Origin of the sequence: Devosia ginsengisoli (genome assembly GCF_007859655.1) — a bacterium.
Lineage (GTDB): Bacteria > Pseudomonadota > Alphaproteobacteria > Rhizobiales > Devosiaceae > Devosia > Devosia ginsengisoli.
The window spans coordinates 2,690,324-2,713,775 of record NZ_CP042304.1; the positions used below are offsets into that span (position 1 = coordinate 2,690,324).

21 protein-coding genes are annotated in these 23,452 nt (G+C 59.4%); 3 read left to right on the forward strand and 18 right to left on the reverse strand.

The genetic code is table 11. From position 1 onward, the window contains the following. Positions 1–17: 17 nt before the first annotated feature. The 3 genes from FPZ08_RS13120 to FPZ08_RS22825 all read left to right on the forward strand — a co-directional run bounded on the left by FPZ08_RS13120 (position 18) and on the right by FPZ08_RS22825 (position 4,561). Positions 18–1,412 carry an L-serine ammonia-lyase gene (locus FPZ08_RS13120; protein WP_146290433.1) on the forward strand — a complete coding sequence of 465 codons (1,395 nt, stop codon included), beginning with the start codon at positions 18–20 and terminating at the stop codon, positions 1,410–1,412. A 185-nt stretch (positions 1,413–1,597) separates the two neighbouring features. Further along, on the forward strand, positions 1,598–3,487 hold the full coding sequence (locus FPZ08_RS13125; protein WP_146290434.1) for a polysaccharide biosynthesis protein: 1,890 nt from the start codon (positions 1,598–1,600) through the stop codon (positions 3,485–3,487). Further along, on the forward strand, positions 3,488–4,561 hold the full coding sequence (locus FPZ08_RS22825; RefSeq protein WP_342780135.1) for a sugar transferase: 1,074 nt from the start codon (positions 3,488–3,490) through the stop codon (positions 4,559–4,561). It abuts the gene before it with no gap. Between the two features lie 30 nt (positions 4,562–4,591). Here the strand turns inward: FPZ08_RS22825 and FPZ08_RS13135 are convergent, their stop codons facing one another. The 18 genes from FPZ08_RS13135 to FPZ08_RS23040 form a co-directional block, all read right to left on the reverse strand. Next, the gene (locus tag FPZ08_RS13135; protein WP_210246795.1) at positions 4,592–5,536 is read right to left on the reverse strand and encodes a Gfo/Idh/MocA family protein; all 945 of its coding nucleotides are present in this window, start codon (positions 5,534–5,536) and stop codon (positions 4,592–4,594) included. Between the two features lie 24 nt (positions 5,537–5,560). Beyond that, entirely contained in the window at positions 5,561–7,045 is a 1,485-nt protein-coding gene (locus tag FPZ08_RS13140) for a hypothetical protein (protein WP_146290435.1), read from the reverse strand. Then, complete coding sequence (locus tag FPZ08_RS13145) at positions 7,042–8,181, reverse strand: hypothetical protein (protein WP_146290436.1); 1,140 nt, start codon at positions 8,179–8,181, stop codon at positions 7,042–7,044. The genes FPZ08_RS13140 and FPZ08_RS13145 overlap by 4 nt, the downstream gene beginning before the upstream one ends. Further along, positions 8,178–9,203, reverse strand: coding sequence for a phosphotransferase (locus FPZ08_RS13150; protein WP_146290437.1), 1,026 nt, complete (start codon positions 9,201–9,203; stop codon positions 8,178–8,180). The genes FPZ08_RS13145 and FPZ08_RS13150 overlap by 4 nt, the downstream gene beginning before the upstream one ends. Then, entirely contained in the window at positions 9,181–10,269 is a 1,089-nt protein-coding gene (locus tag FPZ08_RS13155; RefSeq protein WP_146290438.1) for an N-acetylneuraminate synthase family protein, read from the reverse strand. Before FPZ08_RS13155 ends, FPZ08_RS13150 begins: the two co-directional genes overlap by 23 nt. Positions 10,270–10,283: 14 nt before the next feature. Further along, positions 10,284–11,687, reverse strand: a complete 1,404-nt coding sequence (locus FPZ08_RS13160) for a glycosyltransferase family 28 protein (protein WP_146290439.1) — start codon at positions 11,685–11,687, stop codon at positions 10,284–10,286. 46 nt (positions 11,688–11,733) lie between these two features. Then, positions 11,734–12,462 (reverse strand): acylneuraminate cytidylyltransferase family protein, encoded by a 729-nt coding sequence (locus tag FPZ08_RS13165; protein WP_146290440.1) that lies wholly within the window; start codon positions 12,460–12,462, stop codon positions 11,734–11,736. A 3-nt stretch (positions 12,463–12,465) separates the two neighbouring features. Next, positions 12,466–14,322, reverse strand: coding sequence for an ABC transporter ATP-binding protein (locus tag FPZ08_RS13170; protein ID WP_146290441.1), 1,857 nt, complete (start codon positions 14,320–14,322; stop codon positions 12,466–12,468). Between the two features lie 27 nt (positions 14,323–14,349). Beyond that, a complete protein-coding gene (locus tag FPZ08_RS13175) occupies positions 14,350–15,669 on the reverse strand; it encodes an N-acetyl sugar amidotransferase (RefSeq protein ID WP_146290442.1) in 1,320 nt (439 codons plus the stop codon). Between the two features lie 51 nt (positions 15,670–15,720). Then, positions 15,721–16,536 carry an SDR family oxidoreductase gene (locus FPZ08_RS13180; RefSeq protein ID WP_146290443.1) on the reverse strand — a complete coding sequence of 272 codons (816 nt, stop codon included), beginning with the start codon at positions 16,534–16,536 and terminating at the stop codon, positions 15,721–15,723. After that, entirely contained in the window at positions 16,529–17,437 is a 909-nt protein-coding gene (locus FPZ08_RS13185) for a Gfo/Idh/MocA family oxidoreductase (RefSeq protein ID WP_146290444.1), read from the reverse strand. The genes FPZ08_RS13180 and FPZ08_RS13185 overlap by 8 nt, the downstream gene beginning before the upstream one ends. Next, a complete protein-coding gene (locus FPZ08_RS13190; protein WP_210246796.1) occupies positions 17,437–18,207 on the reverse strand; it encodes an SDR family oxidoreductase in 771 nt (256 codons plus the stop codon). The genes FPZ08_RS13185 and FPZ08_RS13190 overlap by 1 nt, the downstream gene beginning before the upstream one ends. Before the next feature lie 19 nt (positions 18,208–18,226). Continuing rightward, the gene (locus tag FPZ08_RS13195; RefSeq protein WP_146290446.1) at positions 18,227–18,919 is read right to left on the reverse strand and encodes an acylneuraminate cytidylyltransferase family protein; all 693 of its coding nucleotides are present in this window, start codon (positions 18,917–18,919) and stop codon (positions 18,227–18,229) included. Then, positions 18,910–19,938: a Gfo/Idh/MocA family protein gene (locus FPZ08_RS13200; RefSeq protein WP_146290447.1), complete on the reverse strand. Its 1,029-nt coding sequence runs from the start codon at positions 19,936–19,938 to the stop codon at positions 18,910–18,912. Before FPZ08_RS13200 ends, FPZ08_RS13195 begins: the two co-directional genes overlap by 10 nt. A gap of 24 nt (positions 19,939–19,962) precedes the next feature. Beyond that, positions 19,963–20,604, reverse strand: coding sequence for an imidazole glycerol phosphate synthase subunit HisH (gene hisH, locus FPZ08_RS13205; RefSeq protein WP_146290448.1), 642 nt, complete (start codon positions 20,602–20,604; stop codon positions 19,963–19,965). Beyond that, the gene (gene hisF / locus FPZ08_RS13210) at positions 20,601–21,362 is read right to left on the reverse strand and encodes an imidazole glycerol phosphate synthase subunit HisF (protein WP_146290449.1); all 762 of its coding nucleotides are present in this window, start codon (positions 21,360–21,362) and stop codon (positions 20,601–20,603) included. The genes hisH and hisF overlap by 4 nt, the downstream gene beginning before the upstream one ends. A 52-nt stretch (positions 21,363–21,414) precedes the next feature. Continuing rightward, a complete protein-coding gene (locus FPZ08_RS13215; protein WP_146290450.1) occupies positions 21,415–22,797 on the reverse strand; it encodes an aminotransferase class I/II-fold pyridoxal phosphate-dependent enzyme in 1,383 nt (460 codons plus the stop codon). 86 nt (positions 22,798–22,883) lie between these two features. Continuing rightward, positions 22,884–23,450, reverse strand: coding sequence for a NeuD/PglB/VioB family sugar acetyltransferase (locus FPZ08_RS23040; protein WP_425457603.1), 567 nt, complete (start codon positions 23,448–23,450; stop codon positions 22,884–22,886). Positions 23,451–23,452 lie beyond the last annotated feature (2 nt).

Genomic DNA, 23,452 nt, shown 5'->3' on the forward strand with positions numbered 1-23,452 from the left:
CATTGCACAATGGCCCTATGTTCCTTTCGATTTTCGACGTCTTCAAGATCGGCATCGGGCCATCCAGCTCCCACACAATGGGGCCGATGACCGCCGCAAGGCGCTTCCTTGACGAACTCAAGGACGGGTCCTGGCCCCATGCCGCCAATGCCCGCCCCGCCGCGCTGACCGCGAGCCTGCATGGCTCGCTGGCGTTTACCGGCATCGGCCATGGCAGCGGCCGCGCCGTCATTCTCGGCCTCTGCGGCGAAGACCCCAAGACCGTCGATCCCGACGCCATGGACGCCATTATATCAGGCGTCGAAACCCGTGGCATGGTGCATCCATCAGGCCACCGGCCCTACCGTTTCCGCCCGGCGGTCGATCTGGTCTTCGACAAGCGCAACGCCTTGCCCGGCCACCCCAACGGGTTGCAATTTGCCGCCTACGATACCGACCGGCAATTGCTGTTGCGCCGCGCCTACTATTCCATCGGCGGGGGCTTCGTGGTCAGCGCCGAGGAACTTGAAGCCCTCAAGGACGCTTCGCCGCATCAGGCCGACGTGCCCTACCCCTTTGCCGATGCGAAAAGCATGCTTGATATGGCCGCATCCTCCGGCCTCTCCATAGCAGGCATGAAGCGGGCCAATGAGGAGGCCACGCGCAGCCGCCTGGCGCTCGATCGCGGCATTGACGAAATCTGGACCGTGATGAGTGCCTGCATCGACCGCGGCATCAGCCAGGACGGCATCATGCCCGGCGGCCTCAACGTCAAACGCCGCGCCCGCAGCATTTTCCACCAGCTCGACGCCCAATGGCAGCGCAATGAACTGACCCCGCTCATGGCCAATGACTGGCTGAGCCTCTATGCCATGGCCGTCAACGAGGAGAATGCCGCCGGCGGCCGCATCGTCACCGCCCCGACCAATGGCGCCGCCGGCGTCATCCCATCCGTCATGAAATATTTCCTCAAGTTCAACGCCGCCGCCGGCCCGCAGGCCATCCGCGACTACCTGCTGACCTCGGCCGCCGTGGGCGGCATCATCAAGCACAACGCATCGATCTCGGGCGCCGAAGTGGGCTGCCAGGGCGAAGTCGGCTCCGCCTCGGCCATGGCCGCCGCCGGCCTCTGCGCCATCATGGGCGGCACGCCGGCCCAAGTGGAAAACGCCGCCGAAATCGCCCTCGAACACCACCTCGGCATGACCTGCGACCCCGTCGGGGGCCTGGTCCAGATCCCCTGCATCGAACGCAACGCCTTCGGCGCCGTAAAAGCCGTCACCGCCGCCTCCCTCGCCCTGAAGGGCAACGGCACCCACGCCGTGCCGCTGGACGCGTGCATCGAAACCATGCGGCAGACGGGACTGGACATGAGCGAACGGTATAAGGAAACGAGTTTGGCGGGGTTGGCGGTTAATGTGGTGGCGTGTTGAAAGGTTCTGGGGGGCTGGCACCCTTTCGCCCAATGCAGCCTCATCCCCATTTTAGGCCGGTGCTAAGCTGCAACTAGTTGAGCCCGACGCACGCAAAGGACGCCGATAGGGTTCCACTCGTATCGGTATTGACGGGCGCCCCTATTCATGGGACCTGCACCTCTGCTGCACCGCAATGAAGTCCCATGATCCAAAAGCTTCGATCTCGCCTCGCCGGGATGCCGCGCAATTCCAAGCGGATCCTTCTAATTGCTTTCGATTTCACGACGCTGGCCTTGGCGCTGTGGGCAAGTTTCTGCCTACGCCTCGACAGGTGGATTCCGCCCCAGAGCATTGCTGAAGTCATAACCATTCTTTCGGGCCCACTAGTCGCATTACCCGTATTTATTCGTAGTGGCCTCTACCGTGCCGTAATCCGATATCTACCCGAACGCGCATTGCTGACAATGATCCAAGCGGTCACACTGTCAGTCCTGCTTTGGGTATTGTTCGCCTTCCTGTCGCAAATGTTTGGCCGGCAGGTTGTACCGCGTACAGTGCCGATCATCTATTGGGCTCTGGCAACAATAATTGTGGTGGGAAGTCGCTTTGCCGCAAAGTGGCTGTTCTGGCCCTCGAATCGCAATGCCAAGAACCGCCCCTCAATTGCAATCTATGGTGCCGGGGAGGCTGGTACCCAACTGGCGCTGTCGCTTCGGGCGAGCCATTTCGTCGTCGGCTTCCTTGATGACAATACTGCGCTCCACCGCCGCGAAGTGGCCGGGCTACGTGTATATGCCCCCGGACATCTCCCTACGCTCATCAAGAATTATGGGGTAAAGCAGGTCATCCTCTCCATCCCTTCCCTGACCGGCGCCCGCCGCAGAGAACTTGTGGCTTCGCTCGCGGGACAGGGGGTCAAGGTGCTCTCGCTACCTGGCGCTACTGACCTCGTGACCGGACGATATCTGATCAGCGAAGTGCGAGAGATCGAGATCGACGACCTGCTCGGTCGCTCTTCTGTCCCCCCTGATCCGGAATTGATCCGTGAAATGATCATCGGGCGAACGATCATGGTCACGGGCGCCGGCGGGTCCATCGGCTCAGAACTTTGCCGCAAGATCGCCAAATGGGCTCCACAGCGCCTGGTTTTGTTCGAAGCCAACGAATTTGCGCTCTACCAGATCGAACGCAGCCTGACCGACAAGGATGTGGCCATAGTGCCGATGCTGGGCTCGGTGACCGATGAACGAACCTTGGCCCGGGCGATGTCCGAGCATAGCGTCGATGTGGTCTTCCACGCCGCGGCGCACAAGCACGTGCCGCTTGTGGAAGCCAATGCGTTGGAAGGTATTCGCAACAATGTTTTCGGCACGCTCGCTGTCGCCGACACCGCCTTCCGCCTTGGGGTGAAGAACCTCGTTCTTATCTCGACTGACAAGGCCGTGCGTCCAACCAATGTCATGGGCGCTTCCAAGCGCTGGGCCGAACTCATCGTGCACCAGAAATCTGAGCAGGCGCGTATTGGTGGAACCGGGCAACGTTTCTGCGCCGTACGTTTCGGCAATGTGCTGGGTTCGAACGGATCGGTCGTACCCCTATTTCGACAGCAGATCGCCCAGGGCGGACCGATCACGCTGACTGACCCCAATATGACGCGCTATTTCATGTCCATTCGCGAGGCCGCCGAGTTGATCGTCCAGGCCGGCGCATTGTCACAGAATGGCGATGTTTTCCTGCTCGACATGGGTCAGCCGATCTTGATTTCTGACCTAGCGCAAAACATGGTGCGGCTAGCAGGGCTTACCGTGCGCTCCGAGGATAACCCGGATGGCGATATTGAAATCGTCTCCATCGGCAGGCGCCCAGGCGAGAAGATGTATGAAGAGCTGTTCTACGACAACGCGTCCGCAGAGCGGACACGCCATTCCAAGATTTTGCGGAGCACCAACACCACCATTGCGGCCCTCGACACGGCCCTGGCAAAGCTCCGTGCAGCCGTCGACAGCGAAGATGAAGTTGCTGCCCGCCAATTGCTGTTCCATATCGTCGCGCAAAGCGACAAAATGCCTCCCGGCGCTCAACAGGATCTCTAGATGCGCGTCGTGATCGCGGGCCGGATCGGGACAACAGGGCAAAAGCTGATTCGGCATCTGCAGGCGCAGGGCCATCATCTTCTGCTTATTGGAAGCAAGCCTGATGTGACAATCTCAGAATTGGGCGACATTGCCACCGCGGGGAGCTCGACGCTGGCAGCCGCCGGACGCGGGTACGACCTTCTGGTCTATCTGGCCGAGACGGATGATGCCGCTATTGGCATTGCCGAGCCCCCTCCTCTGGCCAGCATGCTCTCCGAGCAGGCGCATCTCGCTGGCATTGAGCGCCTTGTCTATCTTGCTGCGCCGGGCACACCGGCGGCCGACCTGCAGCCGATCGAGGACCTCGGCTTTGAAACGCTGGAACTGCCGCCGCTGGCGGAAAACGAAGCTGGTGTGGCTTCGCATGACGAATTGGGTCTGAACCGCTTGATCGAAAGCATTGTCTTGCCAGTTCAAGACCTTGATGGCACGCAGGTTGCCGTTATACCGCATAACAGCAACGCCAGCTTTCGGATTCTCAAGCGCGTCATCGATCTGGCACTCGCCATCGGTCTCGTGCTCGCCATTTGGTGGGCAATGATCATCATATGGGCTGCGGTGCGGCTACAATCGCCAGGACCGGGTATCTACCGGCAGCCGCGCATCGGCCAGAATGGCCGCCTCTTCACCTGCTTGAAATTCCGGACAATGCTGCTGTCCACGCCAGACCGAGGCACGCATGAAATCTCGGATACAGCCGTTACGGGGCTCGGGCGCTTCCTGCGCCGCACCAAGCTGGACGAATTGCCACAGGTATTCAATGTCATCCGCAATGAAATGACATTTGTCGGCCCTCGCCCCAGCTTGCCCTCCCAGAGCGAGGTTGTCATTGAGAGGGAAAGGCGTGGAGTGCTGCAGGCCAAGCCGGGAATAACCGGGCTGGCACAGATCAATGGCATCGACATGAGCGATCCGGTCCGCCTCGCCGAATATGACCAGCGCTACCTGGAACTGCAAAGTCCGCGTCTGGACTTCCAGATCATGCTGGCCACGCTGGTCGGCCGCGGGGGTGGCGACAGGACCAGGAAATAGCCCTGGTCCCAGCCGCCAGCAGCCCGAGTGTCAATCACGCCGTTGGAAAATCCGGCTGATCAATTCCATCGTCTTCATACTGTCCGCAATATCCGGCGCCGCCTGACGGTCACCCGCCATGCTTTTCAGAACCGCTTCGGCTTGCAACTTGAAGCCGGGTTTGAAGGCCCTGTCATCCTCGCTCATCTCCAGCGCATTGAGCCTGCGCTCCCCGGCATTCTGATAGCTTGCCACTTCGAGCGGCTGCAGGTTCCAGCGCCGGCTGGGCGTGCTCACAGAGCATGTCCAGGGACCCGGACCACGCCACACCCCCTGGTAGAGAGCCGCATCGCCGCTGTCGAAGGCGATATGGGCCAGAACCACTTCGGTTTCCTCGCCGTGCCAGGGCATGATCGGCGTTACCGACGCGATCTCCCCACGGGAAAATGTGCGGATCATGTCGATCACATGTATGGAGTTCGCATACATGAAGTTCTCGACCACCTGCTCGGGATGATTGTATCGGCGCGCTTCGGCAAAGCTTTGCTGATCCTGGATATGAATGAATCGACGCTCGGCGGAGGCATCGAGGTCGGCCAACGCAGCCCGTGTACTGGAGTAGAAACGGCGATTGAAGCCAACCATGACTGGTTTTGCGTGGCCCGACGCTGCAGCGGCAATATCCTGCGCATCGGCCAGATTGTAGCCAGCCGGCTTCTCCAGCAGCACCGCCCAGTCGCGCGCAAAAACAGCCTTGGCCACCGCATTGAGGGCTAGTTCAGGCACAGTCACCACGACCAGATCTGCCCTTGTCGCCTGCCAGAGGGCATCGATATCATCACTGACTGTTGCAATACCGAATTCTGCCGCGAGGACTTCGGCACGCGAGCGGGTGCGGCTCTGGATACCGGCGACGCGAACACCAGGCAGCGCTGAAAACGCCTTGATATGCTCCCGGGCCATATTTCCCGCGCCCACGATTGCCACCGTCGTCATACCAGTCTTCCTTTTGATCGATCGTTATTTCGCAGTTCTTGTCACCACGGGCAACGAGCAGAAGCCGTTGATGAGTTCGGCTATACGGAGCGTGGATCGCCCATCCAGCATGCCCCACCGTGGTGCGGACCCAGCAATTCTGGATTGGAGGTCGGCCAGTTCGGGCCGCCCTGGGGCCAGCGTCGGCAGGATTGCCGTCAGGTGGGACAGCCTGTTGAGATGGACGACGCCATCCACCCCCCGGTAGTCGGAATAGTCATAGTGGAAGACATCATAATTTATAGCCGGAATGCCACAGGCAATGGCCCAGCGAATCGTAGCAGAGCCAAATGCCAGATAGATGTCGCTCGCCGCCACCAATCCCGCCGTATCAAACAGGGTGCAGGGTACCCCTTCCTCAGCCATAATCCTGCCCATCTCGGTATAGTTCGGATGGGGCCGCACTACGATGTGATAGCTTTGCTGCAAGGGACGCAGGGTCTGAGCAAGACGTCGACAGAACTCCTCCATATCGGCGAATTCGAAACCAGGCGGCGATGACTTGGTCTGATCCGGGCATCCGCCGACCAATAGCAGCGGCTTATCCCCCACCAAGCCGAGTTCCGCATGCAGACTGGCGAGCAGCGCGGTTCGATTGGCGCGATGATGCGCCAGTTCATCGTCATAGACCGCCCCCACCACCTTCAGCTTGGAAAGCGGGAGCCCCGCATCGCGATAATAGTCGAGCATAGCCTGGTTTTCGACAGCGACGGCATTGGCAAAGCCGGAGTTCATCATCCAGGGATCGGGGGGACTGGTGCGGGTGAGCACTTGGCCCACGATATAGGGCGCCGGCAACCGCACCAGCGCCCGCCCGTCCTGCCGCATCACCCAGCGGGGAAACACCAATCCGATCAGACGATTAGGAAGAAAAGCGAACTGGTAGACAGGGTTGGAACTTAGGCTCCGGAACGCCTCCTGCTGATTGGCGATCGTATAGGGCAGAATGACCGAAGGCAGGTTACGGTCATGGCCGGCTTTGATGACCAGCGGCAGTACCGGTCCCACGATATCTTCCGGCAACAGGATCGCATCGGGGCGGAACCGGTCAATGACTGAGCCAATCGCCCGCTGGTTGTGGAAATAGAGCCGGATAACGCGAACGGCCGAGCGCATATTGCTGATAAAGCCCATTATTAGGCGATAAACCGTTAGGAATACGCGGCGAGCCCATTCCGGAAGGCGATTGCGCGCTCGTCGCACAGGCTTGGCGAGTCTCGTCCCCGACGAGCCCGAACTGCCACCCCCGACAAGCTGATAGTCCTCCAGCGTCCCATTCCGCTTGCGCCCCTCCAATTCTTCAAACAGACGGGCTTCCTCGGGACTAGGCGGCGCCGGACAGAAATAGATCAGCCCCACCCGCCAGCCGAGACGGTGCAAGGCATCGATCGCCCGACGCATTTCCGAAAAATCCGAGGGACGCTGGGCCACCACGAGCACTTTGCGCGCCGGAATATCCATAGCACTCATTGTCCAGTCCTCGGCCGAGAACCAACCCCACCCTGCATCACGATATCAAGTATCCGATTGGAAGCATTGACTGGATTTGCCAGCGACTGCGCTTTGCGCCAATACCACGTTCTGTCCTCCTCGCCCGCTGCGGCGGCCAAGGCACGCGGCAATTCAGCAGCATCATAAACCGGCTTCACCAAGCCTGCCTTGAGATAGGGGAACTCGGCAAGCTTCACCATTCGCTTGAAATAGCCAACGATTTCTTCGTCAAAAAACAGCGAAACCGGTGTCAGGAGGGGATTGGCAGAAAAGTAATTGAGATAGGCGGCATCGTAGCTGCAATTGGAAAACGCACTGCAGACCACATCGCAGGCCACCAGCGAGGCCTCAACGGTTTCATCTCCGGCAATGATGCATTCCACACCGAAGTGCCTAAGAAAATCGGTGGTCCAGGTACGGTCCCTTGCGCTCTCGCGCGGATGCGGGCGGTAAAGCGCCAGAAAACCATCATCAAGGTTGGCCACCGCCTTGATCCAAACATCCAGCGTACGCCGATAGCCTTCGAGGTGATGCAGTCCCTGGCCGAAAAGACCAATAACCCGCGCATCGGCGGGAATACCTAGCCGTGCCCGCTCCTGCCTACGCATTGCGGCGATATCGAGCCCCGCATAGGTGGCATGGCGCGGAGATCCGACCGCCACTGCGGGGAGGCTATGGCGTTCCTTGCTCAATCGGACGCCTTCCTCGTCCAGCGCCAGATAGATATCAGCCCGCTTGCCCAATGCCAGGTTTGCCTCGCCCCAGAAGTCCTGAAACACGAAGCTCGGCCCATCGAATTCGGCGACGACAGCTTCATCGAAGCCGCTATCGAAAGGCGTCGAAAGACCGCATAGAACGGCATCGGGCTTAAACTGGTCGATAGCGTTGCGCGCCGCCCCCCTCAACGCTGCCGCGGCAGCATCATCTGGTGAATGCGCCGAAGGCAAGTCAACCAGTTCGGTCTCGATCCCGGCGGCCTCGAAATAGCCTCGCGCCGGTAACTGGGAATGAATGCGAATTTCGAGGCTCTTTCGCAGGCGAGCAACCCTGGCAATTTCCACCAGATGCAATGCGGCGGCGGCATCGCGTGCGCTCATCAGCAGTCTGAAGCTCACGCCACCCCCTCCTCGAAAATCAAAGCAATGGCATGGGCGCGGCGGCCTGCCAACTGTTCAAGCAGAAAGAACTTGTTCCATTCCTCGTCCGGCATTGCCGCTCCGTGCTGCTCGGCGCTAGCCAGAACACAAAGCGACCGCAGCGCAAGCGAACGAAATACGCGCACCAGATCAGTGGACCCAGTGACTGTCGCTACACCCATGTTGGATTGCCATGCTTTGACGAATGCCCGTCCCGCCGAGACAGCATGCGCATCGTTTTCTACGACGACAAGAACGTAGCGCTCGATCGCCAGAACCAGTTCCAGAATAGGGGGTAGCACGGAATGGAACACATCCTCCAAGTCGAGCAGAATGGCCTTTCCGTCAACAATGAGCACATTGCCGGGGTTAAGATCGCCATGCAATGGCACGCGCTCCATATCCTGGAGGACGAAATCAAGCATGGGATCGCGCGCTAGCGTAGCAAGGCGCTCCGGGTTGGGGCCGCAGGAAAGCCTGCCCGTTGCCAAGGACGACCGCACCACCATGAGGTCAGCCAGTCTCTCGGCCGTTGCGCGTTCCCAGCGCAGCCGATCGGGATGACTTGCCAGCTTCTTTTGCACCTGCGCCACGGAGCGCCCAAGCAGAGCCATGTCCTGCTCGCTAGCCTCTACCCGCCGACCATGCAGATAGGGCATCACAACGATGCCATAGTCGCCATCCCACACGGGATAGCCGGGCAGCGCAGCTACCACCGGAGCATCTCTTGCCGCTAGCCATGTCGCAATGTCTTCGGCCTGCATCATTGATGAGCGGCGACTTTCCGGGACGAGCTTGACCAGCTTGGCGTCTCCGCCGGCTGGCTGGAACCGGAACATGCCGACCGCGCAACCACCCAACAGCAATTGTGAAATCGCGCCATATTCTCCCAACGTCCGGCATATGAAGTCAGTGACAGCTGGCTCCGCGGCTACATATTCGGGTAATGCCGGACGCAGGCCCCTCCAGGAGGGTTCTCTAAACAGTTCGCTGCTGGACATCGGACCATTGCAGTGGCTGGTTGGCACGCACCGAGGTTGTCACAACCCAGCCATCGACGAGATCCCACTGCTCCACCGGAATGCCGCGGCGCGGAAAAGCAAAGCGTACCGTGTCATAGGAGATGACATCACCGGGGCGAAGATCGGCCTTAGCAACGAGGCATTGTCGCTGCGACGTGCCGATGACGCCCTCGATTTTCGTCTCCGGATCGCGGTAAGGACTACCGAGCAGGTGCCAGGTCTCATAGACGGATCGCAGGATGCCTTCTAGTTTCTCGATGGGCGCAGAATGGGATATATCTTGATCCAGTTCGCTCGCATCGACATGTACGCCCTTTTCAAGCAGCACAGCCCCCAGCGCCATCGAGGCGTAAAGCGCCTCAAGCCCCATATGATGATCGGACAGCCCCACCGGAAGCTGGAAGGCGTCGCGATAGGTTTGCAGCAAACGCAGATTGTGCGCCTTGGGCAGTGCTGGATGACCATCCGGGCTGTGCTGGATGACGATGTCGCTGCAGCCGGCAGCCCGTGCGATGGCTACCGCCCGGTGCACCTCGCCCAGCGTCGACCGGCCGGTATCGATCAGCAGCGGCAGGCCTTGTGCTGCCGCGTAACGGATGAGGGGAATGTGCACGATATTGGAGGACGGAATCTTAATAGACGCGGCGCCATGCGCCACGGCAAAATCGACCGCGACGAAATCGTAGACCGAAACGATCAGCGGGACCCCAGCATCGGTGGCTAACTTGAACAGTCTCGCATAACCCTCCAGCGGAACGACCTTGCGCTCGATGAGCTCGCGGTAGTTCTCGACGCGCTTACGGCCATCCTTGGCCATATAGGTTTCCGTCGTATCGCCCGGCAGGCAGATTTCGGCATCGTTAAGAATTTCGGTTTTGAGGGCGAGCGGCTGTTCCGGCACGGCCTTGGCCGCCTCCAGAATGCGCGAGATCATTCCCGCAGCCAGATCGACGTCACCGTTGAAGTAACTACCTATCTCCGCGAGGAAGAGCGGCGGTTGACTGTCAGCGAGCTGAAATGGACCGATAGTGAAGGCACGGGTCATCGGGTCGTTCTTTCCTATAGGGAGGAGGTCTGCTGGCGCATCGATATAGCACGATAGCTCTCCGCCAGGGCCCGTGCCGTACATTCGCCGTCAAGTATTCCCCAGCGATGCGCATCGCTGGCCTGCCGGGCCGCAATTTTCGCATATTCTTCAGGATCCGACAGGTGCCCAAGGAGTTGCTTGAGCGTTTCGAACGAGTTCGTATTCAGAAAACCGGGAGCCGAATCAAACTGGGTCAGTCCCAGCTTGTACGCATCGTAATTTGCCACAACCTTGCCGGCGGCGAGCGCCCAGTGGGTCGTTGTTGAGTAATACGGAATAATGACATCATGCCGGGCCAGCAGACGAACCACATGCTCGCTTGTCGGCTCTATTCCCAACTCGTCCAGAACCGACAATATGCCCGGGCCTGCCGCTGGATGGACCGACAGCGTCAGCTCAACCCCGGGCAACGCGTTGAGATAACCGAGCACCTCCCGCGTCATACCCTCATAGGTCGCAAACTCGCTCGTTTCGGGCATGCCCTCGTGATAGCTAGGGGGCCACGAGACCAACAGCTTCAGTCGGCCCGGCTGAATATGGCGCGCTTTCAGCAAGGCCTCCGAGGCTTGCTTGTCAGCCCGTAGCCCGTCGATCATATCGTCGCAATAGGGTGTTCCGGTCAGAACCAGCTTGTCTGCGGCAATCCCTTCGGCGGCATATTGGGCCCGCAGTTTCTCGCTCTGCGCACAAACCCGAACGCTGTTGCCTCCGTGGACGATCCATGCATTGCGCAGTTCGATCCCTGCAGCGGCGGAAGCGAGCGTGAATTCCGGGCTGAACATAAGTGCCCCGGCCCGCTTGCCCGTTTTGATCCATTCCGGACACAGTAGACGGATCAAAGTGCCATTGGAGCCACTCGCAACCTTCAGGTCATCAGCGGCTGCCTTGCGATCAAGATCCTTCTCGAAATCCTCCCGGTCCGCACAACCATAGGGAATATCGATGACGGGGATACGCTGTAATCGTGCTGCGGCCAGCAATGCCATCGGGCCGGAAATGCCGTCCTCACTGACCAGTATGGCGTCGGGTTTCAGATGCCGAAGCAGACGACCGGCTGCCAGCACCGCCGCCTGCTGGATATCGAACAGAACCGAAGCGCGCCTCTTTGCGACGAGCTTGAGCAGCATGCGCCGTGGCGACAGTGATCTGGGCGGCATCCATTCTGTTCCGGCCGCTTCAATGACGGCCTCTTCCATGGCGCGGACTGCCAGGCCACGACTGCCGGCCTCTGCCTCAATAACCGAGAAAGTGGCATCGCGGCTGCCGGTATAGAGCAGGACCGCACGATTGCCATCCTGTTGGCTCCGCAGCGCAATGGTCGCATGAAGACGAAACGACCCGATATTGGAGAAAGCGAACAGGATATTCGAAGCCAAGAGCAACTCCTCCACTACTGACCGATCCAACAGCTCTGACCGCGTGTCAGCCCCCTGCCCTGCTCCGGGCCTGGAATACCGCATCAGCAAGGCCGAGATCGAATTCATCATCAATATCGATACTGTCGCGGCGCTCCATGGCGTAGCCTAGGCAGGGTCGAGCGTAGAACCGGCCATTGCTGAGAAAGTCATCCACGCCAACAACATAGATTGCGCCATTCTGCCGGAAAACCTCAGGAAGATCCTGGCGCCTGGCCTCCATGTCATGATCATTGGTGAAGGGCTCTAGCAGCCCATCTCTTATCGTTACTGCCTTGCCTGGATGATGATCGACCGGGCAGACGCTCACCACGGTACGCGGCTTTTTATCGAGGAAGAGCGCAACGCAATTGTCGATATCAGACGGTCGGCGCAGGGGTGAGGTCGGTTGCAGCAGCACCGCAACCTCAGGATTACTGCCGGAAGCCCTGATGACTTCGAGCACATGGCGCACGACGGCGTCGTTCTGCGCCGTATCGCTGGCCAGTTCGGCTGGGCGGCGAATGACGATCGCCCCGCAAGCCTCCCCCACAGCGGCGATCTCGTCGTCTTCCGTCGAAAGATAGGTCGCTGAAACACTGCTAGCCCGGCGGCCTGCGAGAAGCGAGTGCGCCACCAGCGGCTGTCCCCCGATCACACGCAGGTTCTTGCGCGGCAGCCCCTTGGAGCCGCCGCGTGCCGGAATAATGGCAACCACCCCTTTGGCCGCTGGCTTTCCCATCATACCGCGCAGCATCTGTTAGGGAGCATCGCCCTGCTCCTTGAGTTTCAGCTGTGTCAGCTCGACAAGTCGGCGGAAGGGTGCGCAACGCTCATGCAGTTCATCAAAGGGCGCGGAATCCAGCACCTTTCCATCGTCCAGCATGATGATGCGATCGCAATCGCGCAGCGTGGTCAGCCGATGCGCGATGATAATGAGTGTCCGCCCACGCCGTAGCCGCATTAGTTCATCACTGAACGCCCGCTCAACTGCATTGTCCAGCGCCGAGGTAGCTTCATCGAAAACCAGCACGTCGGGATCCTGGTACAGCACGCGGGCAATACCTATGCGCTGACGCTGACCACCCGAGAGCCGCGAACCCTGCTCGCCCAGGAAATGGTTCAGTCGGTCAGGTTGACTCTCGACAAAATCGCGCAACTGGACAACCTCCAGCGCGTCCCACATGCGCGCCTCGTCCCTGGTTTCATGGGTCTCGCCAAAAGCGATATTGGCTGCAATCGTGTCTTCGATGAGAAACACCCCCTGCGGCACAAAACCAAGATGGCGCTGCCAGGCACGAATGCTGGACTGCGTATCAAGCGGATGATCATCGATGAGAATCTGCCCCATCTGGGGCGGCACCAAGCCCATGAGCAGAGCCGCGAGCGTGCTTTTCCCCGCGCCGGACGTGCCCGTAATGCCGATAACCTCACCCTTTTCTATGGATAATGACATGCCGCGCACTGCCGGCTTGCTACCGCCGGGATAGGTGTATTCGACATTTTCAATCGCGATGTCACGATTGAAGCTGAGCGCTTCTGGCTCGACATCGGGCTGGAAGACTTGCTGCTCGAGTAGGGAGAATTCCTTGCCAAGGATATCCACCGAGTTACGGCTGCGATTGATGAGCTGCAACGAGGACATGAGCCGGTTGATTACCGGCGTGAGGCGGAACAGGGTAGCCGCCAGCAGCCCGAGAATGGCCACGCCGGTATTCTGATGGGCGCTGAAGAACAGAATATAGCTGATGATGCACAAAATGGCGACGATGATCGCCCCTTCAACGACCAGCGGCGGGATAATGGCAAGAAAGTTGAAGCGGGCCTGCCGCGAGAAGCTGAAGCGCTCGATTTCCACAAACGCGTCGAGAAAGAAATTCTCTTTGGCGCGGAGCTTGGTTTCCTTGATCATGCCGATGGCCTGTAGCAGGACCGACTGACGCCGCTGATAGATCTCGTTCTCCTGCCGCCCAATGCGCTCGAACGCCCCGCGCATGATCGAATAGAGACCGTAGGCGGCGGCCCCAATAATGACTAGGCTGACAAGTGTTTCGGGTGGCAGAACGAAGGTGAGCACGACGACCAGCCCCACCATCAGTAGGCCATTGGCGAAGACAGCCAGCAGACCCGCGACAAACTGATCATATACCGCCGCCGACAGCGAGACGTTGCGGATGATCTCCGATGTGCTCTTGGCCAAGTGGACGCTGTAGTCGGAGAAGAGATAGAGCCGCATCATGCGCCGGCTGAGGTCGGTCTTCCAGCGGGCCAGCGTCCGCATCTGCAGCCAATTGAAGAACAGCATGTAGGCATTTTTGCTGACCATGATCACGCCGATCAGGCCGATCAGCAGCAGGGACAGCGTCCGACCCCGGCCCACTCCCAGCGCGTCGATAAAAGTCCCTAGCATAGGAACACGGTCGATATTGGCCGGATCGACCACTATCAGCAGCAGCGGAAACACCAGGCCAAGACCCATCATTTCCAAGCTGGCAGCCACCAAGCTCAGCAGGAAAAAGCCGGCAAGCGGCAGACGGCGATCGGCGATTTCTCGCCGAATGAACGCTCCGCCTTCCGGCGACAGGTCGGAGCCCAGGATCCGCTTTAGGAGACCCATGGAATATCCCGGGTCGTGAAGGATACGTCAGACCGCATCAGCAAACACGGTCTTGCGCAGTTTCCAGGTGCCGTCATCGAACTTCCAGATATGCGGCGAGCGGAACTGGTCGGTCAGGCGCTCGAAATAGGCCCGGTCTACGATCGGCTGCTCGAACATTTTAGACGCCACCGGAAAGTGCTCGGGCGACAGCGAAATATAGCCAAGGTTTTCCTTCTCGAAGCGCTCGGAATATTCTCCATCGAACTTGCGAACGAGACGCAGTGCTTCCTCGCGGTCGATTTCCTCGTTGCGGATTTCCTGTGAGGAGTCATAGCTGGCCCGGCCGATGCCGAACTTGATGAAAGTCGTATAGTAATGCAGGTCGTCGATCTTGTCGTCGATCGAGCTGTACTTGCTGTAGGTGCCTGCCGTCCGCTCCGGAGCAGCCTGGAACCCGCCGTGTTCGACGGAATAGTAGTAGCATTCCTGCGGATGCCAAGGCATGTAGTAGCCTAGGTACTGCACGTTCAGCTTGGCATCTGCCAGCAATTGCGGATCGGTTGGCATATAAGGCGCCAGATCATGGTTGGTCAGCCCGAAATTGCCCTTTAGAGCGGCAATCGACGTACCGGCCAGGAATATCTGCGACTGGTCAGGGCTGGTGAAATATTTCCAGTCCTTTGTCGCCTTGTTGTCCGCTCCAGCAGCATTGCCATATTCGGTAGGGTTCTCACCATAGAAGACCAGCGGAATCTTTAACTCTGCGGCAATGCGCGGCGGAAAATACATCTGCCCCATGATGAAAGGCTGGAAGGGATGGAACATCTGCTCCAGCGCCAGGCGCGTGAGCAGGCGATGGACGCGACCATTGGGCGTGAAAAGGTAATTGTCGAAACCAGCATGCATCCAGGCCTGAAAGTTCTTCCAACCCCAATCGGTATAAATATGGGGAGCCCAGGTCACGGTCAGCGGGTTCATGCCGTATTCGTGCTTCAGCTTGTGCGCGGCATAGAAACTATCCTTGCCGCCCGAGCCTGGCACGATGCAGTCATAGGCACCGTCATGCCGGCGATACTGGTCGCATAGCGCGCGCAATTCCCGGTCGCGCTCCGCCCAGTCGATCGCCTTTTTCTTTTCGGCCACGCGACAGGCTGAGCAGATGCCCTCCTCATCGAAATGCACGGTAGGCTTGTTGGTCGCGCGCGTATGTTTGTATTCGAGATCCGAATTCGGCTTCTGATTACTGTAGGTGCAGCGCCGGCAGAACACAACCTCTTCAGGCAGGCCATAAAACCGCTCAGGATTCTTTGCGTCCGGTGCATAGCGCGACAGATCAACGGCCTGCGGATAGGGAATCTTGTCCATGTAAAGAATCCTGGAGGATAAAGTTGGAAGGATTGGCGCGCGCGGGCAGTCTTACCACGCGCTGAGGCCGCCATCGACGATTAGATTCTGTCCGGTCACATAGCTGGAGGCATCCGAGGCCAGATAGATCAGCGCGCCGTGCAATTCGCTATCGGCCCCCATGCGCCCTAAGGGAACCCGATTGGCATAGCGGGTGCGGAACACGTCGTTCTGGCCGCTCTCGATACCACCCGGCGTCAGCACATTGACCCGGATACCGGCCTCGGCCCAATAAGTCGCCAGATAGCGTGCCAGCCCAATCACAGCTGCTTTTGAGGCACTGTAGACGGCAGGTGTGTTGATCGCCCGGCCCATATAATTTGAGCCTTCATAGATACGTTGATCAGGGGCGACGACGCCATAGATCGACGCCGTCTTGATCATGCTACCGCCGCGTCCCTGCGCCAGCATCTGCCGGCCTACAGCCTGTGCGACAAGAAACATGCCATCGATATTGACGCCCATGATCTCGCGCCAGATGCTCGGGTCGAAGGTCTCGAAGGGCTCGAAAAAGGCATTGAGGTCGCCCGACTTGGTCGCCGCATTGTTATGCAGGATGTCAATGCCGCCCAATTGTCCAACGATTGTGTCGACAGCGGCCGCTACGCTTGCGCTATCGGCCACGTCGCATTCCACCGGCAATATCGTGGCGCCGGGCACGGCATCACGAATCTGCCTAGCGGCATTGTCCGCTGCATCGCGGCTGAGATCCACCAGCGCCACGGCGGCCCCGTGCTCCGCGAGAACCTGACAGAAACCGTGCCCGAGAATTCCGGCACCTCCAGTCACCATCGCGATTTTGCCGGAGAGATTGAATAGATCAGGCATCGGACACATCTCTGGTCTGGCCCGGCTCCATGGCAAGGGCTAGCCGGATGAGGTCCATGGTTTCGACTAGGCGCGCTGGCGCTATGGGCGGGCGGCGGGTGCGAACCATTTCGACAAATGCGCCCATAGTTCGGCGAAAGGCGGAGAAATTATCGTGCAGATCGACATGCACGTGCCCGCCCTTGCCAAAAACACTCAGGTGAAACGTTTTTGCGACGGAACCAAGGCAGTTGAGATTGACGGTGACGCCGCTGTCGAGCAGCAGAGCAAATGCCTGATGACCCGCAGCAAGGCGGGTGATTTGCCTCGGCTTGCCCAAGCCGAACGTATCGATGGCATCCAGCATGTGGATGCCATATTTATCGAGACCATTGAGCACCGTAGCTGAGATCAGGCTGATCGGGCCTAGATCAGGCAGCTTTTCGACAATGGCGTCAAGCTCCTGCGCGAACCGCAGACCTGATGTCGACATCAGCATGCCTTGCTCGACATACGGCCGGAGCGCCACGAGTTCGCCGGGATCGAGCGTCAGCGGCTTGTCGATAAAGACCGGAATGCCCGCCTGCAGGAAAGGCGTGGCAAGAGCGGCATGGGTCTCCCAGTCGTCACGTGCGATGATCAGCGCATCGATATCGCCAAGCATGTCTTCCGGGCGGTCTACCGCATTGGCAATGCTGCATGCGGCGCAAAGCTTCTGCGTCAGGTCCGGAAACTGCGTCCAGGCATGTGTGACACGGGCATCGCCGAATCCGAAATTTTCGGCCGGCTGCTTGTCGAGATAGGCCAGGATGACGGGCCAGTCGGCAGCCTCGAAGCCCTTCCGCTCATAGCCATTGATAATGGCCGAGAAGGAGAAGGGGTGGCCATTGCCCTCACTGAAGCCGATGATCCCCAGGCGCATTACCAGACCGCCCAGCCACCGTCGACGCAGATATTCTGTCCGGTGATGTAAGAGCCCGCATCCGTGCAGAGCAGCGCCGCCGCGCCCTTCAGGTCAGGCGGGCTGCCAATGCGATTGAGCGGATTCTTGGCTTCCAGGCGCGCGATGAAGTCGGGATTCGCCTGCTGCGTGCTTTCAAACGGGAAAGGTCCGGGACTGATGCAGTTGGCGCGGATGCCCTGCGGCGCCAGGAAGCTGGCGAGATATTTCGTCAACTGGATCACGCCGGCCTTGGCCGCGCCATAGCTCGGCGGATTGGCAAATCGGTCGCTGTCATAGAGGCGGTAATCTGGTGCCACGTGACCATACATGGAAGCGATGGAAAGGATGGTACCACGACGCGTGGCCAACAGGGGGGTGGCCGCCTTGATGGTGCGGAACACGCCATTGAGGCACACTTCGATATCGAGGTTCCAATCCTCGTCCGAGATGGACTCGAACGTATTCTTGCGACCCGACCAACCGGAATTGACCAGAACATCGAGTTCCCCGCCGGTCAGCGCGGCCGTATCTGCCAGTACGCTGCGGATCGAGGCACTGTCGGTAATGTCGATCGCCAGTGCCTCATGCTTGCCTGGATGGATCGATCCCAAGGTCTCGACGAATGTGCGGCATTTTTCGACATCGCGGCTGGCCACGATGATGCGGGCGCCGAGTTCAGCGAGAGCATAGGAGATTTCGCCCCCTAGCAGCCCAGCCCCGCCAATGATGAGAGCGACACGCCCCTCCATTGACATAAGCTGGGAAAGGCTAGGCGCCTGTGCGGGATCTGAGTATGGCATCGGCTATTATGAAGTCCTTCTGATGATCAATGTCGACCAGCTCATCTGCAGGGATCACCTCTGCCCCCATCCGGCCGAACAGGATGCTCGGGCTATCGCTTGGCAGGAGATGTGGTCGAAAGGCGTATACAGCACCGTTGAGCTGATAGGCGGGAGTCAGCAATTGGCGGGGTTTCCACGGCACTGCCCCCTCTATAAACGGTACCGGCATGTCGTCAACAAGGCGCCATGTCCGTTCAGGATTGACCGACGCCTCATTGAAAGTAGCGATAGAATCCAAGTTTTCGGCGACCATGCGGTCAATGCAGCGGCCCACCAGTTCTGGCGTGCGGAATGGCGCAGTCGCCTCCAAAAGGACCATGATGTCATCGGCCGTGCCCCTTTCGGTCAACTGACGATACAGGTGGCGGATCGTATCGATGACCAGGGCTGTGTCGGTGGCTAGTTCTGGCGGACGCCAATGAATTTCGGCGCCGTGGGATTGAGCCGCCGCGGCAATCTTTTCATCATCGGTGGAGACGATAACCCTGTCGATGGAATCGGTAGCCAGAGCCGTCTCGATGGGCCAGGCCAGCAGTGGCTTTCCGCCCAGCGGATGCAAATTTTTGTAAGGAACGGATTTGCTGCCACCTCGGGCAGGGATAACAGCAACTACGCCCATGGGAAAACCCGTCCCGTATTGGCGTCGGCCGTTTCAATCGCGATCTTACGACTATTCTGCTCGGCAGAGTCATAGCATCGCGCTACCGCACGGACGATCTGCAAACCAGTGCGACCATCGGGGAAGTTTTCCCCTTTTAATAGAGCCTCGAGCACGCGTTTGGTTGGCTGCACATTGTCAGCAGGAGCAAACCGGTGCGTAATGCGCTCCCATGGCATGCCATAGCGGGTCATTGGCGCACCGCGATGAGCCCGCTCGCGCGCCGTGACGATGGCCTCGCCCTGGAGTTCATCGATAATGATATGCCCATATTCGCCGGCATAGGTCACCGTCATCCCGTGTCCCTGATCATGCCCGATAATCAGGTTGAGGCGCTGCCCGCTATCGGCAATGAAACGGAACTCTCCGCCCTGATCGAAAAATTCCACGCCGCGCGGATTGTTGATTGGCTCGCCGGTGAAATGCGCCGAAACCCAGCCTGGCCATGCACCCGTCAGGAAATTGAAGGCCTCAATATAGTGAGACCCGTTCATGGCCAGCCCGAGCGAGCCGGCAACCACATTCATGCTGCCCAGCCGGCCCAGCAGCCCCTCGTCGAGAATAGTTTTGACTAGTTCATATTGCGGCATGAAGCGCATCTGGTGGTTGATACCCAGCCGGGTGCCTGCCTGCGCGCAGCACTCCACCATGCCGATGCATTGATCGACGGAGGCAGCCATGGGCTTTTCGCACAGAATGGCCTGTGCACCCGCCGCAACGGCAGCACGCACGAGATCAAAATGCGTATTGGCCGTCGTAGCGATGACCACGAGGCGTGGGTCAGGAAAGGCCGCCAGCATCGCTGCCGCCTCGGCGAAACGGGCCGATGGGGCAATGGAAAACTCTTCGCCCATTGCGTCGCGGGCCTCGGTCCGCAAATCGCAAACGGCGGCCAGCGACAGGCCCAGTTCACGCACGGCCATGGCATGCGAGCGCCCCATCCGGCCGGCACCAATCAACAAAACGTCTTTTGAACTCATCGTGTCTCTTCCGGGGCAGCCGGTCTAGCGGGCGTTTACAAATCTGGAGAGGATACGCAGACCCACTTTGCCGCTCTTTTCAGGGTGGAACTGCACTCCGACAAGGTTGTCCTTTTGCACCGCAGCGCAAATCACGCGACCATCATAGTCGCAAGTCGCCAGTACTTCTGAAGGGTTAATGGGATTGGCCGCGAAAGAATGCACAAAATAACAGGCGTCACCCGGCTCGGTATCCTCAAAAATAGTGCCCTGCCAGTCGACTTGGTTTGGCTGCAGTCCACTCCACCCGATATGCGGAATCTTGTGCGGCTCACCATCCGCCCCCGTCGACGGGATGGACCGCACTTTGCCTGCGATGAGCCCCAGCCCGGCATGAGTACCGAACTCTTCGCTTTCGTCCAGCAACATCTGCATACCGACACATATACCCAGAGTTGGGCGGCCAGAAGCGATGACAGCGAGAACAGCCTCGCGCAAGCCGTGGCTATGCAATGCGGCGGTGCAGCTGCCGAAGGCGCCCACACCCGGCACGACCATGATGCTGGCGACCTCGACCTGTTCGGGGGTCGTTGCAAAGATCGGCTCCGCGCCCACGCCGACAATGGCGCGGGCAACGCTCTGCAGATTGCCGACACCATAATCGACAATGACAACTTGCCGGGTCATAGCTTCCTCAGCGGAACGCCGGCCGCCTGCACGCGGGCACGAATATCTTGGAATGGAATGCGGTCATAATGGAGCACATCAGCCATAGCCACAGCATCGGCATGCCCCTCGTACACCGCCTCGATCAGGTGCTCGACCGTACCCATGCCTCCGCTCGCGATGACCGGGATCGGCACGGCATCAGAAACCGCGCGGATGAGTTCGAGGTCGAAGCCCTTGCGAGTTCCTTCCCGGTCGACCGATGTCAATAGGATTTCCCCCGCCCCGCGCTCAACTACCTGCCTGGCCCAGGCGACAACATCCAGCCCAGTCTTCTCGCGACCGTTATCGACATAGGCCTGCCAACGCCCCGTCGCCTCCTGCTTGGCTTCAATGGAAACAACCATACACTGCGCACCAAAGGTATTGGCAATATCGGAGATCAATTCGGGCCGTCTGATGGCAGCCGTATTGATGGCAACCTTATCCGCACCCGATCGCATCATGGCCTGCACGTCCGCCAAGGAGCGGATGCCGCCGCCCACGGTTATGGGAATGAATACGGCGTCTGAGGTCCGACTCACGATATCGCCGAGGCTGTTCTGATCGTAGAGACTGGCAACAATGTCCATGTAGATGATTTCATCGATGCCGGCGGCATAGTATTTCTGCGCGAACTGGCCTGGTTCACCCAGCTTGCGCAGGCCCTCAAGATTGATCCCCTTGATCAGATTGGGCGCCTTCACATCAAGGCGAGCAATGAGCCTTTTGGCCGTCACGAACCAGTTCTCCCGAGCACCGACAGATGCCAAAACCTCGACAGCGCAAGCATCAGATCGACCTGAGTGTTTTCACCACTCGTTCCAGATCTGCATCCGACATATTGGAGCCGGACGGAAGGCATATGCCACGCTCGAACAGCCCATCCGAAACCGAGTGGTTGGAGTGCTGCACGTATTTGAAATTCTCAAATACAGGTTGCAGGTGCATAGGCTTCCATACCGGCCTAGCTTCGATGAACTCATCGGCGAGTCGCCGGATCACGTCAACGGTAGTGGTCGGCGCATCCGGCAGAATCTCGCACACTGAGAGCCAGTGGGTGGAATAGCTCCAGTCGGGCTCTGGCATCCATGACAGCCACTCCACCGATGCGAGTTCGGTGCGATAGGTCTCGAACACGCGCCGCCTCGCGGCGACGCGCTCCTCCAGTACCTTGAGTTGACCGCGCCCGACGCCCGCCAGTATGTTGCTCATCCGGTAATTGTAGCCGACAGTGGAATGCTGGTAGTGAGGCGCCGGGTCTCGGGCTTGCGTGGCCAGAAAACGGGCCCGCTTGGCAAGGTCTTCCTCCTGTGTGAGCAGCATGCCCCCGCCCGAAGTAGTGATGATCTTGTTGCCATTGAAAGAATAGATGCCGAGCCGGCCAAATGTGCCCGACGCCTTGGATTTGTACTTGGCGCCAAGCGATTCAGCCGCATCTTCGATAACATCGACGCCGTAGCGCTTGCATATATCCATGATCGGATCCATGTCGGCGCTCTGCCCGTAAAGACAGACCACGATCACCGCCTTGGGCAACCGCCCCTCGCGCCGCGCCTCCTCCAGCGCGCGCTCAAGCGCCAGCGGGGACATGTTCCAGCTTTCAGGCTCGGAATCGATGAGGACGGGCTCTGCTCCCTGATACATGATCGGATTGACGCTAGCGGCAAAGGTCAGTGTCGAGCAGAACACCGTGTCGCCCTGCTTCACATCAAGCATGCGCAGAGCGAGATGGATTGCAGCAGTGCCGGAACTGAGGGCGACGGCATGCGGTGAGGATACCCTTTCGGCCACTTCGCATTCGAAGGCATCGACGTTGGGGCCAAGGGGCGCGATCCAGTTCGTGCGAAAGGCGTCTTCGACAAATTCGCGCTCGGCATCTCCCATATGAGGCGTGGATAGCAGCACCTGCTCATCCAGTTCGGATCGCATGAGAACGTCGACGACCTTGCCGTCTTCATCGACTACAGGCAGATGATTGATCACATGCGCCTGCATGATTTCAAGCGCATCGCGTCGCGAGTGCCTCTTCGTAATGACAACGGATTCTGCAACGGGGATGCCCGCCAGGCTGTCGGTCAACTCGCCCCCCGCCAGCATCAACCGCCGAATATCGCCATCGGTCACGGTTCTCTCGAAGCGACCGGCGGCATCCACCAAAAGCAGCACACCCATTCGTCGCTTCTCTAAGAGAGCCAGAGCATCTCTCACGGTAAACGAACGCTCAACACAAAGCTCTAAAATATCCAAGATGCTACCTACTATGTCCGTCGCCCCGCAGGCACGCCCACGACCGTCTCGCCGCCTAGTACGTCCTTGACCACCACGGCACCGGCACCCACCACCGCATTGCGATTAACGATTACCCTCGGCAGGACATTAGCCCCTGCCCCCACCAAAACGCCATCCCCAAGGATAACCCCACCCGCCAAAGACGACTGGGGGGCAACATGGCAAAATACCCCAACCCGGCAATCGTGGTCTACCACCGCCCCATGATTGACAATAGTGCCCTCTCCGAGGCGGGCGCGAGGTGCAATGACGGCTTGCGCCGCAACAAAGACGCCGCCGCCAAGGTCTGCCTCACCGCCAATGCTAGCTTGCGGGTGCACAATCGTAAAAAGGCTTGCCCCAACCTTGCGAGCATCCTCCCACAGACGACGGCGGATTGCATTGTCGCCGATGCAGACATGCACCGCCCGCCCCATAAGGCTCGGCCACTCGAGCATACCGATCTCGATGCCCAGTATCTGTTGCCCGGTCCGCATAGCATTTTGGTCAACGACAGCTATCTGATCCCGCCTATGCCCCCCCCTTGAGCAGCGCATCG